The following is a 14,709-nucleotide window of genomic DNA, read 5'->3' on the forward strand; positions in this document are numbered from 1 at the left end:
ACCCGCCACCCACCGTCTCCGCGCCCCCGTGGATTGCCTCACCTTCACTTGCGGAAGCGGCCTCCACCGATCCGCCTGCCGCCCGCGCCCGCTCCGCCGCCGCGGCCGACGCCGTACCCGGACGCTTACGCGCCACCCACCCCTCGATGGCCCGCTGTGGCGCCCGAGTCACCCCGAGTGCACCCGGCGGCACGTCCTGGCTGATCGCGCTGCCCGCCGCCACGTACGCCCCCGGGCCCACCTCGACCGGAGCGATCAGGCTGGTGTCACAGCCGATGAAGGCCGCCTCGCCCACCGTGGTGCGGTGCTTGTTCACCCCGTCGTAGTTCACGAAGATCGTCGCCGCGCCGATGTTCGCCATCGCGCCGATCGTGGCATCCCCCACGTACGACAGGTGCGGCACCTTCGCACCCGCACCCACCTCGGAGTTCTTCACCTCGACGAACGTGCCGACCTTCGATCCCTCGGCCAGCCGCGCCGCCGGCCGCAGGTACGCGTACGGCCCGACACTCGCCCCCGGCCCCACCTCGGCGCCCACCGCGTGGCTGCGCAACACCGTCGCCGACGGCCCCACCACGGTGTCGACCAGCGTGACGTCCGGCCCGATGACCGCCTCCGCGCCCACCACCGTCGCGCCACGCAGCTGGGTGTTCTGGTCGATCACCGCGTCCCGGGCCACCGTCGCGGTGACGTCGATCCAGGTGGTCTCCGGGTCGAGGATGCTCACCCCGCTGCGCATCCATGCCTCGTTCACCCGCGCGCGCAGCAACCGGCGCAGACCGGCCAACTCGACCCGGTCGTTGCAGCCCAGCGTCTCGACATGGTCCGCGGCCAGGTGCACGCCCACCGGCTCACCGGCGGAGACCAGCAGACCGAAGACGTCCGTGAGGTACTCCTCGCCCTGGTCGTTGTCGGTGGAGAGCTTGCCCAGCGCGTCCCGCAGCCGGACCACGTCGAACGCGTAGATACCCGCGTTGATCTCCCGCAGCGCGCGCTGCGCCGGACTCGCGTCGCGCTCCTCGACGATCTGCTCCAGCCGACCGTCGGCATCCCGCACGATCCGGCCCAGACCCGTCGGGTCGGGCACCTCGGCGGCGAGCACGGTGGCCGCGGCGCCCGCCCCCTCGTGCGCCTCCACCAGCGCGGCGACCGTCTCGGCGCGCAGCAGCGGCACGTCCCCGTTGATCACCACGACGGTGCCGGACGCCTCGGGCACCGCGTCCAGCGCGATCCGGACCGCGTGGCCGGTGCCAAGCTGCTCGGACTGCAGTACGGGGGTGGCGGCCGGGGCGATCTCGGTCAGGTGCGCCCGCACCCGGTCGGCGCCGTGGCCGACCACGACCACCGTGCGGTCCGCGTTCAACGGCGCGGCCGCGGCCAGCACGTGGCCGAGCAGCGTACGGCCGAGCAGCGGATGCAGCACCTTGGGCAGCGACGACTTCATCCGCTTGCCCTCACCGGCGGCGAGCACGACGACGGTACGGAGGTGGGGCTGGGACACGACGTGGCTCCCGTCGGGAAGGCGACAGTCTCGCGGCCATGCTAACCAGACTGCGGGTTCACTTCGCCCCATACCCCAACCGGCGGGTCGAATATGAGAAAGGCTCGGCCGCCAGGGTTCGAACCTGAAACACGGGTACCAAAGACCCGGGTGTTGCCAATTACACCACGGCCGACTGTGACGCAAGACAGCTTAGCGTCTGCCGCGAGGCGCTGGCGACCTCACTGCCGCTCGCTCCGCAGCCCGCCGGTACGACAGTAGATTCACTCATCCGGGCAACTGTTCACCACACCGGGCCGGCAGCCTAAGTTACGGTGACGTAGGCGTAGTCTTCCTGCTGCGAGGTGTCATGTCGACCTCTCTGACGCAACCCGCCGGCAGCGGGCCGAAGCCGCTCACCCAGGGCCCGCAGTCCACGGGCATCCTGGTGGCGCTCTGGGCCTTCGTGGTCGTACCCTTCCTGGCCCTGGTCGCCGCGGTGCCGGTCGCCTGGGGTGGTTGGTTGAGCCCGACGGACGTTACCGTCGCCGCCTTCTGGTACGTCCTGTCCGGGCTGGGCATCACCGTCGGCTACCACCGCTACTTCACCCACGGCTCGTTCAAGGCATCCCGTCCGCTGCGGATATCGCTGGCGGTGGCGGGCTCGTTCGCCGTCCAGGGCGAGATCATCCAGTGGGTCGCCGACCACCGCCGGCACCACGCCTTCTCCGACCTCGACGGCGATCCGCACTCGCCCTGGCGGTACGGGGAGACCGTCCGGGGACTGGTGAAGGGCCTGTTCCACGCCCACATGGGTTGGCTCTTCGGTCGGGAGTTGTCCAACCGGGCGCGGTTCGCCCCGGACCTGCTCGCCGACCGCGACACCCGGCGGGTGGACCGGTTCTTCCCGCTGCTGGTGGTCGTCTCGGTGCTCGGGCCGGCGATGATGGGCGGGTTGCTGACGTGGTCCTGGTCGGGGGCGCTGAGCGCGCTGTTCTGGGGCGGCCTGGTGCGGATCTCGCTGCTGCACCACGTCACCTGGTCGATCAACTCGATCTGCCACGTGTACGGTGAGCGGCCCTTCGCGATGCGGCCGGGCGACCGGGCGTCGAACTTCTGGCCGCTGGCGCTGCTGTCCTTCGGCGAGAGCTGGCACAACCTGCACCACGCCGATCCCACCAGCGCGCGGCACGGGGTGCTGCCGGGTCAGGTCGACGTCTCGGCCCGGGTAATCTGGCTGCTGGAGCGGCTGGGTGCGGCCCGGGACGTGCGCTGGCCGAAGCCGGAGCGGATCGCGGCGAAGCTGGCGCGGCCGGCCACACCGGAGTAGCGCCGGCCGGCGCCCGTCGGGATCGGCCGGCAGCACGGGCGGTGCCCGTTGGAGTCGCCTGGCAGTATGTCCAGGGTGGCCGACGAGGACGGGCACTGCGCAACGAACATCCCACGACAGGGCGTCACCGAGCGCCGGCGAGGTGACGCATGACGGACGGGAGCGCGGGCGGGCGCCGGCGGACGGTGCCGGCGGGGGCCGCCAAGCCGCCGTCGCGGGTACGCATGTCGGCGGGGCAGCGCCGGGAGCAGCTGATCTCGATCGGCCGGCAGATCTTCGCCGAGAAGGGCTTCGACGCCACGTCGATCGAGGAGGTGGCGTCCCGCGCGAAGGTCTCCAAGCCGGTGGTCTACGAGCACTTCGGCGGCAAGGAGGGGCTGTACGCGGTGGTGGTCGACCGCGAGGTGCGCGCCCTGCTGGACCGGATCACCACGGCGCTGACCGCGGGGCATCCGCACGAGCTGTTGGAGCAGGCGGCGCTCGCCCTGCTGACCTACATCGAGGAGGAGACCAGCGGGTTCCGGGTGCTGGTCCGCGAGTCGCCGCTGATGTCGGCGACGGGCAACTTCAGCAGCGTGATGAACGACGTCGGGCACCAGGTGGAGCACATCCTGGGTGCCGAGTTCTCCAGCCGGGGGTACGACCCGAAGCTGGCCGAGTTGTACTCACAGGCCCTGGTGGGGATGGTGGCGTTGACCGGCCGCTGGTGGCTGGAGGTGCGTAAGCCGCGTAAGGAGACGGTGGCCGCGCACCTGGTGAACCTGGCCTGGAACGGGCTGTCGCACCTGGAGGCGAAGCCGGAGTTGATCAGTCGCCGGCGGGGCTGAGTCTGCCGTTCAGCGGGTGCCGGCCTCGGAGACCGGGTGGCGGCGGTTGCGCCGTTCCTCCTCGGCGTGTTCGTCGGTGCCGACCTTGTCGTAGAGGCCGGTGCCGAGCAGGATCAGGCCGAAGATCATCGACACGATGACCGTCGACATGGAGAAGTTGAGGAAGTTGACCGGTGTCTCCAGTACGGCCAGCATCAGCACGCTGGTGACCAGGAAGATCCCGCCGGCGGTCAGGTTCATGTAGTGGCCGAGGTTGTCGCGGCGGGACGCCCCGACGATCAGTACGGCACCGAAGATCACGGAGACCAGGGAGAACGCCAGGTTGGTGCGGAGTCCCAGGGCGAAGTTCGCGTCTCGGTCGAACAGCGGGTCGCCCCAGGTGAGGACGACACCCCAGATGCCGAAGACGAGAATGTAGAGGCCCACGAGCCCGGCGAGCGCCCGGTAGAGCGGGCGCGCCGGATGGTTCACCGGTAGGTGCACGACAACCCCTCCGTCCCAACTGACCGTTTCAGTAGGATTGTCCATCCAATCGGGGGCGGGTGTCCGTCGAACCGCCGGGCCGGGCGGGCACGGCACCGTCGTCGCGCCCGCGATCGCCTCCACGGCTACGGCAGCCACGGTGCGACGTCACCGGAGACGGTTGATCCCGCCCCACCGACGGCGGAGCGGGATCAGGACCGGTTTGGCGGGAGGTCAGAGCACCAGGCGGGCCTGCTCGAAGGCCTCCCGCTCCTCGTCGGTGCCGACCTTGCCGTACATGCCGGCCATCAGCAGGACGAGGCTGAGGGTCAGCACCACGATGTCGGTGGCGATGGTGAAGTTGAAGATGTTGGCGTCGGTCTGGATGAACGCCAGCGACGCCAGGCCGATCACCATCAGGGCGTACGCCAGGAACTGGTTGACCGCCACGTCGATGTTGCGGCCGATCGCGATGCCGGCCAGGACGACGCCGCCGACGACGATGCTGACCAACGAGTACGCGAGGTTCGTGCCCTGGCCGAGAACCTTGGTGTCATCCTGGGCGAAGAGGTCGTTGCCGAGGCTCGCGAGGACGCCGAGCACACCGAAGACCACGAAGTACAGACCAACGAGCCCGCCGATCGCCCGGTAGATCGGCCGCGCGGGGTGGTTGACGGGGGTATGGGCCATGGCTGAGTCTCCAACGCCGTTCGGATGAGAGAGGTCGTCGACGATTGTCCCGCATCGCGGGTTGTGACGCCGCACACGGCCCCCGTCGGTGGTCGGTGGGGCGTCCGGGCGGCCCCTCAGAGCGGTGGAATCCCGTCGGCCAGGAGCAGCCAGCTCTCCTCTGTCTGTTCGCGTTCGGCGCGTACCTCCTTGAGCTGCGCGTCGAGTTCGGCGACCTTCGCGTAGTCGGTGGCGTGCGTGGCGAGCTGGTCGAGCAGGGTCGCCTCCCGCTGCTCCAGCTTGCCGATCTGCCGTTCCAGGCGGGTCAGCTCCTTGCGGGCCTGCCGGGCTTCCGCGGCGGACATGCCGGTTTCGGTGGGAGTCGGCGCGGCGCTGGCCCTGGGGTGCTCCGGCCCGGCGGCCTTGCCGGGGCGGTCCACCCCGGAAGCCGCCCTGCCGGGGCGGTCCGCACCGGCGGCCCGGGCCAGGTACTCGTCGACGCCGCCGGGCAGGTGCACCAGCCGGCCGTCGCCGAACATCCCGTAGGCGCTGTCGGCGACCCGTTCGATCAGGTAGCGGTCGTGGCTGGCGACGATGATCGTGCCCGGCCAGGAGTCCAGCAGGTCCTCCAGGGCGGCGAGGGTGTCGGTGTCCAGGTCGTTGGTGGGTTCGTCGAAGAGGAGCACGTTGGGCTCCCCGGCGAGCAGCCGCAGCATCTGCAGGCGACGACGTTCCCCGCCGGACAGGTCACCGACCGGGGTCCAGAGGCGCCGGTCGTCGAATCCGAAGATCTCGGCGAGCTGGGCGGCGGAGATCTCCCGGTCGCCGAGCTGCACCCGGCGGGCGATCTCCTCGACGGCTTCGAGGACCCGCAGGTGGCTGGGAAGTTCGGCCAGCTCCTGGGAGAGGAAGGCGGGCCGGACGGTCGAGCCGGTACGGAAATGCCCGCCGGTGGGGCGGGTGATCCCGGCCAGCATGCGCAGCAGGGTGGTCTTGCCGGCACCGTTGCGGCCGAGGATGGCGATCCGGTCGCCGGGTCCGACCTGCCAGGTGACGTCGTCGAGGATGGTCTTGGGGCCGGCGTGCAACGTGACGTGTTCCAGGTCGTACACCTGCTTGCCGAGCCGGGCGGTGGCGAGCCGTTGCAGTGAGCTGGTGTCGCGTGGCGGCGGCACGTCGGCGATCAGCGCGTTGGCCGCGTCGATGCGGAACTTCGGCTTCGAGGTGCGGGCCGGGGCGCCCCGGCGCAGCCAGGCGATCTCCTTGCGGAGCAGGTTCTGCCGGCGGGCCTCGGTGGCGGCGGCGACCCGTTCCCGTTCCACCCGGGCCAGGGTCCAGGCGGCGAAGCCGCCCTCGTACGATCGGACGGTCTGGTCGGCGACCTCCCAGGTGGTGGTGCAGACCGCGTCGAGGAACCACCGATCGTGGGTGACCACGACGAGCGCGCCCTTGCGGCCCACCAGGTACGTCGCGAGCCAGTCGACGCCGCCGACGTCGAGGTGGTTGGTGGGCTCGTCGAGGATCAGCAGGTCGGCCTCGCGGACCAGCAGCGCGGCCAGCGCCACCCGGCGGCGCTCGCCCCCGGACATGGGCCCGACCGGCTGGTCGAGCCCGAGGTGGGGCATGCCGAGGCCATCGAGGATGGCCCGGACTCCGGCGTCGCCGGCCCACTCGTGCTCGGCGCCCATGCTCTCGGCCAGCCAGGCGGTGCCGAGGACGACGTCCCGGACGGTGGCGTCGGCAGCCAGCGTCAGGCTCTGCGGCAACCAGGCGACGCGCAGGTCGCGGCGGTGGGTGACCCGGCCGTCATCCGGTTCCTCCTGCCGGGTGAGCAGCCGCAGCAGGGTGGACTTGCCGGCGCCGTTGAGACCGACCACACCGATCCGGTCGGCGTCGTCGAGGCCGAGCGAGACATCGGTGAGCAGCGGCCCGGCGGCGCCGTACCCCTTGGAAACCCGGTCCAGGTTGACGATGTTGGCCACGACCTCACCTCCCATGATCAGGGCGTCCCGGTGCCGGCTGGCACCTCAGGACGCCCGGCCTCAAGGGTACGCGGAGCGCGGCCGGACAGCCCGACCTGGCGCAGGCGGAGTCGATCAAGAGGGCGGGGCCGACGGACCGAGACGTGCCGGCGCGGGCGTGGAGCAGGCAGGCGGGCTGGTCAGATGACGCGGGCGCCGGGGACCGGGCCATGAGCCACCCGCACCTGCCGGCACACTCCGGCCGCGGTCAACTCGCCCGCGAGGCGCTGCGCGTCGGCGGCGTCGGCGGCGAGGAAGACGCACGTCGGCCCCGAGCCGGAGACGAGACCGGCGAGCGCGCCCGCCGACTCACCGGCCTTCAGGGTGTCGGCGAGGGACGGGCGCATCGCCAACGCGGCGTCCTGCAGATCGTTGCCGAGGGTCGCGGCGAGCACCCGGGGATCGCGTTGGCGCAGCGCGGCGAGCAGCGCGTCGGTGCTGCCCAGCGGCTCACCGGCGGTGCCCACGTCGCGGAGCCGGTCCAGCTCCCGGTAGGCGGCGGGGGTGGACAGCCCACCATCGGCGATGGCCACCACCCAGTGCCAGGAGGTGGGGCGGGCCAGCACCGGGCTGACCGCCTCGCCCCGACCGGTGCCGAGGGCGGTGCCGCCGTGGATCAGGAACGGCACGTCGGACCCGAGGTCGGCGGCGATGCCGGCCAGCTCGTCCCGGGACAGGCCGGTGCCCCAGAGCGCGTCGCAGGCGACCAGGGCGGCGGCGGCGTCGGCACTGCCGCCGGCCAGCCCGCCCGCGAGCGGGATCTGCTTACGCAGGTGCAGCCGGGCGTGCGGCATGACGCCGGAGTACCCGGCGAGGGCGTGCGCCGCCCGGATCGCCAGGTTGGAGTCGTCCAGAGCCAGCTCACCGGCGCCCTCACCCTCCATGGTGAGGGTGAGCGTGTCACCCCGTCGGGCGGTGAGCTCGTCGTAGATGGAGATCGCGTGATAGACGGTGTTCAGCTCGTGGTAGCCGTCGCGACGCAGCGGCCCCACCCCGAGATGCAGGTTGACCTTGGCAGGCACCCGGACCTTGACCGGCCCGGTGGCGCCCCGCCGCCGCTGCTCGTCCTCGTCGTCCGGTCGCCAGGCCTCGGTCACGGGGCGAGATCCCGCGGACGCAGGCGGATGTCGAACGGCTTCTCCACGATCAGCTCCTCAGCGGAGTCGACGGCCGGCCAGCACCCGCCGTCGAACGGTCGTACGCGTACACGCGTGGTGGGACGGCGCCAGCCTACTGCGCGGCGTCGGCGGGGGCGGAAGCCGACGCGGCGATCGCGGCGAACTGCTCCACGGTGAGCGACTCCCCGCGCGCCCCGGGGTCCACCCCGGCGGCGGTGAGCGCGGCGGCGGCCCGGTCCGCGCCGCCGGCCCACCCGGCCAGTGCGGCGCGCAGCGTCTTGCGGCGCTGGGCGAAGGCGGCGTCGACGACGGCGAAGACAGCCTCCCGGGCGACGTCGGGGCGGGGCGGGTCACGGCGGGTGAAGGCGACCAGCCCGGAGTCGACGTTCGGCACCGGCCAGAACACGTTCGGCGGCACCCGGCCGGCGGCGCGGGCCCGGGAGTACCAGGCGAGCTTGACCGACGGGATGCCGTACACCTTGGAGCCCGGGCCGGCGACCAGCCGGTCGGCGACCTCCTTCTGCACCATCACCAGGCCGTGGCGGAGGCTGGGCAGCTCGGCGAGCAGGTGCAGTACCACCGGCACGGCGACGTTGTACGGCAGGTTCGCCACCAGCGCGGTCGGCGCCGGGTCGGCCAGCTCCGCGGCGGTGACCCGCAGTGCGTCGGCGTGGTGCACGGTGAGCCGGGCGGCGTCGCCGCCGGCGTGCCGGGCGGCGGTCTGCGGCAGCGCGCCGGCCAGCACCGGGTCGATCTCCACGGCGTGCACGTGGGCAGCCACCGGCAGCAGGGCCAGGGTGAGCGAGCCGAGGCCGGGGCCGACCTCCAGCGCCACGTCGTCCGGGGTGAGCCCGGCGACGGTGACGATCCGGCGGACCGTGTTCGGGTCGTGCACGAAGTTCTGGCCGAGCTTCTTGGTGGGGTGCACCCCGAGCCGGGCGGCGAGTTCCCGGATCTCCGCCGGGCCGAGGAGTCCGGTCACGCCCGTAGCGTAGCGGCGAGGCCGGGCCCGCTCACCACGGGCCGAAGACCCGGTCGCCGGTGGCGGAGATCGCCGCACACAGCTCGTCCAGGTCGGCCCCCGTGGTAGCGGCCAGGGACCGGACCGTCAGCGGGATCAGGTACGACGCGTTCGGCCGGCCCCGGTGCGGCATCGGGGTCAGGTACGGCGCGTCGGTCTCCACCAGGATCTGGTCGAGCGGGGTGAGGGCGACGGCCGCACGCAGCGCGCCAGCGCTGCCGAAGGTGACGGTGCCGGCGAAGCTGAGCAGGTAGCCGCGGCGGACGCACTCGCGGGCGAAGTCGGCGTCGCCGGAGAAGCAGTGCAGTACCACCGTGTCGGGGGCACCCTCGTCGTCGAGGACGCGCAGCACGTCGGCGTGTGCGTCCCGGTCGTGGATGACCAGTGCCTTGCCGTACCGCTTGGCGATGGCGACGTGCGCGCGGAAGCTCTCCTCCTGCGCGGCGCGTCCCTCGTCGCCGGTGCGGAAGAAGTCCATGCCGGTCTCGCCGATGCCGCGCACCCGGTCCCGGGCGGCGAGCGTCTCGATCTGGCGCAGCGCCTCGTCCAGGTCGGCCAGGCGGGGCGCCTCGTTCGGGTGCAGCGCCACGGTGGCCAGCACCGCCGGGTACCTGTCGGCCGCGTCGGCGCTCCAGCGGGAGGAGCCGACGTCGACCCCGACCTGGACCAGCCGGTCCACGCCGACACCGGCGGCCACCTCGATCGCGGCGGCGACCGGGTCGTCGGCGGACCCGGCGCTTCCTGCCTGCTCCGCTGCGGGCGGGCGGGGCGGCGCGCCGGCCTCGCTGACGGTGATGTCCAGGTGGGTGTGGCTGTCCAGCACGGGGCGGGGCAGCGGCTCCGGGGCAGGCGGGAACTCCCCGGCCCGGCGGGTGGCGCGCTGCTTGCGGGATTCGGTGCGCTCACTCATCTCGGCCAGCATCACACACCGTCCGGCGGTGGCGTCTCCGGGACGCCATGAACTGTTCACCCGGCTGCCATCGAGCGCGATTACTGTCCGCAGGATGTCCGTCACCCCCCAGGCCCGCGGCACCGGACTGCACGTGACGTTCGGGGGCGCGACGTACCCGGCGGAGGAGATCGCCCGGGGTGCGGCGTACGAGCTGCGCAGTGCCGAGGAGGCGCCCGGGTTCGAGTGGGCGCCCCGGGCCGGGTCGACGTTGCCGTGGCGGCGGTTCGCGCACGTCACGGAGGTGGGTGCGGTGCTCGGCGCGACGGAACCGGCCGAGGATCCGGAGTCGCCACTGCTGGTGCCGCTGCACCGGGAGCGGGGCTGGTCGTACGTGCACCAGCTCAGCCAGCAGCCGTCGGCCGCGGGGGATCCGACGCTGGTGGCGGTACGGGCCTCGGCGGTGGTGCGGCGGGGCACCCGGATGGTGAAGGTGCTCTCCGCCGGGCAGCTCGCCGCAGTGGTGCGGGGCTGGCTGCCGCACGGCTTCTGCTTCCGGGAGCACGACGTGGCGCATCTGCGTACCCCGTCGGGGTTGGCGGTGTTGCGCGGCGACGGCGCGGCGGCCGGCGACGTGGCGTACGCGCTGCACTGGCGGGCGGTCGATCCGACCGACTACGACGTGCCGGTGGGCCCGGCGCACCGGGGTCTGCCGGCGTTGCCGTCCCGGGACCGGGCGGGTCCGCCGGTGCTGGGCACCGGGTTCGTGCCGAGCAGTGGGCAGCTCATCCCCGAGTTCGTCACCCGGGATTTCACCGACCTGCCGCTGCCGGCGAACGCGACCCTGCTGGCGTACACCTCCGACGGGGTGGAGGTGGTGCTCTACCGCTACCAGGCGGAGCAGCGGGGTTGGTTGCGGATGGTCGGCCCGCGGTTCCGGCACCTGCTGGCCGGGGTGCCGGGGCTCTCCCCGGACCAGGAGTACCTGCCCTCCGGCGACCTGCCCCGCTCCACCCAGCTGGTTGGCGGGTATGCGGGCGCCGAGTACGAGGCGGTGGCGGATCTGCCGGGCGGGTTCCGGGTGCTGGCGATGACCCGGGCGACCCGGTACCCGGTGGAGTGGGTGGCCCGCCGACTGCGGTTGGCACAGTGGCGGGGCGCACGCTGCCAGGTGTTGCGGGAGGAGTCGGGCTGGTTGCGGCTGCGGCTGTGCGCCCCGGATCCGGACGCGGTGGCCGCCACCGGCGCGCAGTGCCAGGAGCGGGGGGTGTACGAGGTGTGGGCACCGGGGGCGGAGGTCACCGACGACCGGGTGATGGACGTGCCGTACCCGCTGGCATAAGCCGGGGCGGGTCGGGAAAGCGCGCTCGTCCGTGACCCCTACGACCGGGAGAGCCGATGCCCTTCATCACCGTCGGCGCGGAGAACTCCGCGCCCATCGACCTGTACTACGAGGACCATGGGACCGGCCGGCCGGTGGTGCTGATCCACGGTTTCCCGTTCAACGGCGCGACGTGGGAGAAGCAGACCGGGCCGCTGCTGGCGGCGGGCTACCGGGTGATCACGTACGACCGGCGGGGTTTCGGGGCGTCCAGCCAGCCGGCCACGGGGTACGACTACGACACCTTCGCCGCGGACCTCGACATGATCATGGCGGAGTTGGACCTGCGCGACGCGGTGCTCGTCGGGCACTCGATGGGCACCGGTGAGGTGATCCGCTTCCTGAGTCGGTACGGGTCGCAGCGGGTGGACCGGGTGGTGCTGCTGGCCCCACTGGCGCCGTTCCTGCTGAAGACGCCGGACAACCCGCAGGGGGTGGAGCAGGGCCTGTTCGACGGGTTCCAGCAGGCCATCCGCGACGACCGGTTCGCCTTCCTCACCCAGTTCTGCCAGAACTTCTTCAACTGGGAGGAGAACAAGGGGAAGCTGGTCAGCGAGGAGGCGTTCCGGGCGCACTGGAACATCGGGGCGCAGGCGTCGGCGAAGGGGACGTTGGACTGCGTCAACGCCTGGCTGACCGATTTCCGCGCCGACCTGCCGCGCATCGACGTGCCGGCGCTGATCGTGCAGGGCGACGCCGACCGGGTGCTGCCGTACGAGGTGACCGGGCAGCGGTTGCAGCCGTTGCTGCCCACCGCCACGTTGGTGCCGTTGCGGGGGGCACCGCACGGCATCCCCTGGACCAACGCCGGCGAGGTCAATCAGGCGATCATGGAGTTCCTGGGGGCCCCGGCGATGGCCGGGGCCTGACGACCGTTTCCGGGCGGGCGCGGCGCGCCCGCCCGGGCGGTGTCAGCCGGCCAGCCGGGCCAGTTCCTCGTCGACGATCGACGGGTCGAGCTTGCGGAAGACCGGTTTGGGCGCGGCCAGCGGCCGGCCGGCCTGCACGGGGACGGACTCCCAGCGTGCCCCGACCGTGTAGTCGCCGGTGAGCACCGGGTACGCCGGACCGCCGTCGAGGTCGTCGACCTCCTCGATGACCGGCATCGGCGCGTGCACCCCGGTGCCGCCGAGCAGCTCGTGGATCTGCTGCGCGGAGTGCGGCAGGAACGGGGTGAGCAGCGTGTTGGCGTCGCTGACCACCTGGAGCGCGACGTGCAGGATGGTGCCCATCCGCGGCTTGTCGTCGGTGTCCTTGAGTTTCCACGGGGCCTGTTCCGACAGGTACCGGTTGGCTTCGGCGACGACCTTCATCGCCTCGCCGATGGCCTGCTTCTGGCGGTGCCGGGAGATCAGGTCGCCGACGACGGCGAAGCCGGCACGGGCGGTGGCCAGCAGCGCCTCGTCGGCCTCGGTGAGCCCGGCCGGGTCGATCGGCGGGATGGCCCCGAAGTTCTTGGCCGCCATCGAGATGGACCGGTTGACCAGGTTGCCCCAGCCGGCGACCAGCTCGTCGTTGTTGCGGCGAAGGAACTCGGCCCAGGTGAAGTCGGTGTCGTTGCTCTCCGGGCCGGCGACGGCGATGAAGTAGCGCAGGGCGTCGGCGTCGTAGCGCTCCAGGAAGTCGCGGACGTAGATGACGACCTTGCGGGACGAGGAGAACTTGCGCCCCTCCATGGTCAGGTACTCGCTGGAGACCACCTCGGTGGGCAGGTTGAGTCGGCCCAGTTCACCGGGGGCGCCGTCCCGGGAGCCCTCGCCGGAGTAGCCGCTGAGCAGCGCCGGCCAGATCACCGAGTGGAAGACGATGTTGTCTTTGCCCATGAAGTAGTAGCCCTGGGCCGTCTTGCCCGGCCCGTCGGCGGACCACCACTTCCGCCACGCCTCCGGGTCGCCGGTGCGGCGGGCCCACTCGATCGAGGCGGACAGGTAGCCGATGACGGCGTCGAACCAGACGTAGATCCGCTTGTCGGGCCGGTCCTGCCAGCCGTCGAGGGGGATCGGCACGCCCCATTCCAGGTCGCGGGTGATGGCCCGGGGCTGGAGGTCGTCGAGCAGGTTCTTCGAGAACCGCAGCACGTTGGGGCGCCAGCCCTCGCGGGTGTCCAGCCACTGGCGCAGCACGTCGGCGAGGCCGGGCAGGTCGAGGAAGAAGTGCTCGGTCTCGACGAACTCCGGCGTCTCACCGTTGATTTTCGACTTGGGGTTGATCAGGTCGACCGGGTCGAGCTGGTTGCCGCAGTTGTCGCACTGGTCGCCGCGGGCGCTGTCGTACCCGCAGATCGGGCAGGTGCCCTCGATGTAGCGGTCGGGCAGGGTCCGGCCGGTGGAGGGGGAGATCGCGCCGGTGGTGACCTTGGGGACGATGTAGCCGTTGCGGTGCAGCCCGGCGAAGACCTCCTGCACGACCGCGTAGTGGTTGCGGGTGGTGGTGCGGGTGAACAGGTCGTAGGAGAGGCCCAGCGCCCTCAGGTCCTCGGCGATGACCCGGTTGTACCGGTCGGCCAGCTCGCGCGGGGTGGCCCCCTCCGCGTCGGCCTGCACCTGGATCGGGGTGCCGTGTTCGTCGGTGCCGGAGACCATGAGCACGTCGTGACCGGCCATCCGCATGTACCGGGCGAAGACGTCGGAGGGAACGCCGAATCCGGAGACGTGGCCGATGTGGCGCGGGCCGTTGGCGTAGGGCCAGGCGACCGCGGCGAGAACGTGACTCATGACCAGCAAGCCTAGTGACCGGGCCGGGGCGTCCGCGAACCAATAGGGCGCGTCCCACGCCCACCGGCCGGACGCTCGTCCGATTTGTCACCGACACGCGGCCTGAGCTGCGCCCCGACCGCGCAGCCACGGTGTCCAATGAACGCCGTGGCGGCGAGACAAGCGGGACACGACGAGCCCTCCCCCGGCAACCCGGCGCCGGAGCCGGTCCGGTCCGACCCGGCGAGGGCGCCGACCGGGCCGGTCCCGCGACCGGCGAGCGGTTCGGGCGGATGCGGGGGCACGGTCGCACCGCAGCCGCGGGTGGCCTCCGGGCCGGACAATTCGCCCGTCGAGGTGGAACCGACCACTGGCGCACCGGTGGACGCGGTGCCACGCCGGGTTCCGGTCCGCCGGGCGCGCGGGCAGCGCGCGGAAGCCGATCGAGACGCGGGCACGGCCGACGACGGCGGGTTCCTCTGGCCCTCCATCGAGGAGGTGCACTGGGACGGCACGCCGCTGCGGGAGGAGTCGAAGCAGGCCCGGAAGCCGCCAGCCGCGCCTGCCCGTCCCCGCGCGCCCCGTGCCCCGCATCCTCCGGACCCGGTACGTGGACTGGCGACACTGCTGGCGTTGAGCCTGGTCGCCGCCTTCTTCGGTTGGGTCAGCGCCGGCCCGTTCTGGTTGGCGGTCGGGCACGCCACGACCGGGACGGTGGTGGTCACGGACTGCTCCGGGGGCGGCCTGACCCAGCGGTGCCGGGGGATCTTCACCGCCGACCGGGAACGGTTCCGCGTCCACGGCGTACGCATCAGCGG

General features: G+C 72.3%; 12 protein-coding genes, 1 tRNA gene and 1 pseudogene. 5 read left to right on the forward strand and 9 right to left on the reverse strand.

Going from position 1 to position 14,709, the window contains the following annotated elements; all coding sequences use genetic code 11:
• Both glmU and E1182_RS23105 read right to left on the reverse strand, forming a co-directional pair.
• The coding region (gene glmU / locus E1182_RS23100; RefSeq protein ID WP_243706381.1) for a bifunctional UDP-N-acetylglucosamine diphosphorylase/glucosamine-1-phosphate N-acetyltransferase GlmU at positions 1-1,444 on the reverse strand (1,444 nt) is incomplete at its 3' end.
• A gap of 160 nt (positions 1,445-1,604) precedes the next feature.
• Positions 1,605-1,676, reverse strand: a tRNA-Gln gene (locus tag E1182_RS23105).
• A gap of 174 nt (positions 1,677-1,850) precedes the next feature.
• Here E1182_RS23105 and E1182_RS23110 point away from each other — a divergent pair.
• Both E1182_RS23110 and E1182_RS23115 read left to right on the forward strand, forming a co-directional pair.
• On the forward strand, positions 1,851-2,810 hold the full coding sequence (locus tag E1182_RS23110; protein WP_132268845.1) for an acyl-CoA desaturase: 960 nt from the start codon (positions 1,851-1,853) through the stop codon (positions 2,808-2,810).
• 149 nt (positions 2,811-2,959) lie between these two features.
• Positions 2,960-3,637 (forward strand): TetR/AcrR family transcriptional regulator, encoded by a 678-nt coding sequence (locus E1182_RS23115; RefSeq protein WP_132268848.1) that lies wholly within the window; start codon positions 2,960-2,962, stop codon positions 3,635-3,637.
• A 9-nt stretch (positions 3,638-3,646) separates the two neighbouring features.
• Here the strand turns inward: E1182_RS23115 and E1182_RS23120 are convergent, their stop codons facing one another.
• The 6 genes from E1182_RS23120 to E1182_RS23150 form a co-directional block, all read right to left on the reverse strand.
• Entirely contained in the window at positions 3,647-4,165 is a 519-nt protein-coding gene (locus tag E1182_RS23120; RefSeq protein ID WP_132268851.1) for a DUF4383 domain-containing protein, read from the reverse strand.
• A gap of 168 nt (positions 4,166-4,333) precedes the next feature.
• On the reverse strand, positions 4,334-4,789 hold the full coding sequence (locus E1182_RS23125) for a DUF4383 domain-containing protein (RefSeq protein WP_132268854.1): 456 nt from the start codon (positions 4,787-4,789) through the stop codon (positions 4,334-4,336).
• Between the two features lie 116 nt (positions 4,790-4,905).
• Positions 4,906-6,750, reverse strand: a complete 1,845-nt coding sequence (locus E1182_RS23130) for an ABC-F family ATP-binding cassette domain-containing protein (protein ID WP_132268856.1) — start codon at positions 6,748-6,750, stop codon at positions 4,906-4,908.
• 179 nt (positions 6,751-6,929) lie between these two features.
• On the reverse strand, positions 6,930-7,886 hold the full coding sequence (locus E1182_RS23135; protein ID WP_132268859.1) for a 4-(cytidine 5'-diphospho)-2-C-methyl-D-erythritol kinase: 957 nt from the start codon (positions 7,884-7,886) through the stop codon (positions 6,930-6,932).
• Positions 7,887-8,019: 133 nt separating this feature from the next.
• Positions 8,020-8,889, reverse strand: a complete 870-nt coding sequence (gene rsmA / locus E1182_RS23145; protein WP_132268862.1) for a 16S rRNA (adenine(1518)-N(6)/adenine(1519)-N(6))-dimethyltransferase RsmA — start codon at positions 8,887-8,889, stop codon at positions 8,020-8,022.
• 31 nt (positions 8,890-8,920) lie between these two features.
• A complete protein-coding gene (locus E1182_RS23150; protein ID WP_132268865.1) occupies positions 8,921-9,850 on the reverse strand; it encodes a TatD family hydrolase in 930 nt (309 codons plus the stop codon).
• Positions 9,851-9,932: 82 nt separating this feature from the next.
• Between E1182_RS23150 and E1182_RS23155 the strand changes: the two genes are divergently transcribed.
• On the forward strand, positions 9,933-11,159 hold the full coding sequence (locus E1182_RS23155) for a hypothetical protein (RefSeq protein ID WP_132268868.1): 1,227 nt from the start codon (positions 9,933-9,935) through the stop codon (positions 11,157-11,159).
• 56 nt (positions 11,160-11,215) lie between these two features.
• Positions 11,216-12,067, forward strand: a complete 852-nt coding sequence (locus E1182_RS23160) for an alpha/beta fold hydrolase (RefSeq protein WP_132268871.1) — start codon at positions 11,216-11,218, stop codon at positions 12,065-12,067.
• 42 nt (positions 12,068-12,109) lie between these two features.
• Here E1182_RS23160 and metG read toward each other — a convergent pair whose 3' ends face one another.
• Positions 12,110-13,912, reverse strand: a complete 1,803-nt coding sequence (gene metG, locus E1182_RS23165; protein WP_132268874.1) for a methionine--tRNA ligase — start codon at positions 13,910-13,912, stop codon at positions 12,110-12,112.
• 336 nt (positions 13,913-14,248) lie between these two features.
• Here metG and E1182_RS23170 point away from each other — a divergent pair.
• Positions 14,249-14,709 (forward strand): annotated as a pseudogene (locus E1182_RS23170) (hypothetical protein); the annotation flags it as partial.

Source organism: Micromonospora sp. KC721, assembly GCF_004348355.1.
Taxonomy (GTDB): Bacteria; Actinomycetota; Actinomycetes; order Mycobacteriales; family Micromonosporaceae; genus Micromonospora.

Coding starts and splice junctions, on each gene's coding strand:
- E1182_RS23110 (WP_132268845.1), top strand. CDS start 1,851: ATGTCGACCTCTCTGACGCAACCCGCCGGCAGCGGGCCGAAGCCGCTC.
- E1182_RS23115 (WP_132268848.1), top strand. CDS start 2,960: ATGACGGACGGGAGCGCGGGCGGGCGCCGGCGGACGGTGCCGGCGGGG.
- E1182_RS23120 (WP_132268851.1), bottom strand. CDS start 4,165: ATGGACAATCCTACTGAAACGGTCAGTTGGGACGGAGGGGTTGTCGTG.
- E1182_RS23125 (WP_132268854.1), bottom strand. CDS start 4,789: ATGGCCCATACCCCCGTCAACCACCCCGCGCGGCCGATCTACCGGGCG.
- E1182_RS23150 (WP_132268865.1), bottom strand. CDS start 9,850: ATGCTGGCCGAGATGAGTGAGCGCACCGAATCCCGCAAGCAGCGCGCC.
- E1182_RS23155 (WP_132268868.1), top strand. CDS start 9,933: ATGTCCGTCACCCCCCAGGCCCGCGGCACCGGACTGCACGTGACGTTC.
- E1182_RS23160 (WP_132268871.1), top strand. CDS start 11,216: ATGCCCTTCATCACCGTCGGCGCGGAGAACTCCGCGCCCATCGACCTG.
- metG (WP_132268874.1), bottom strand. CDS start 13,912: ATGAGTCACGTTCTCGCCGCGGTCGCCTGGCCCTACGCCAACGGCCCG.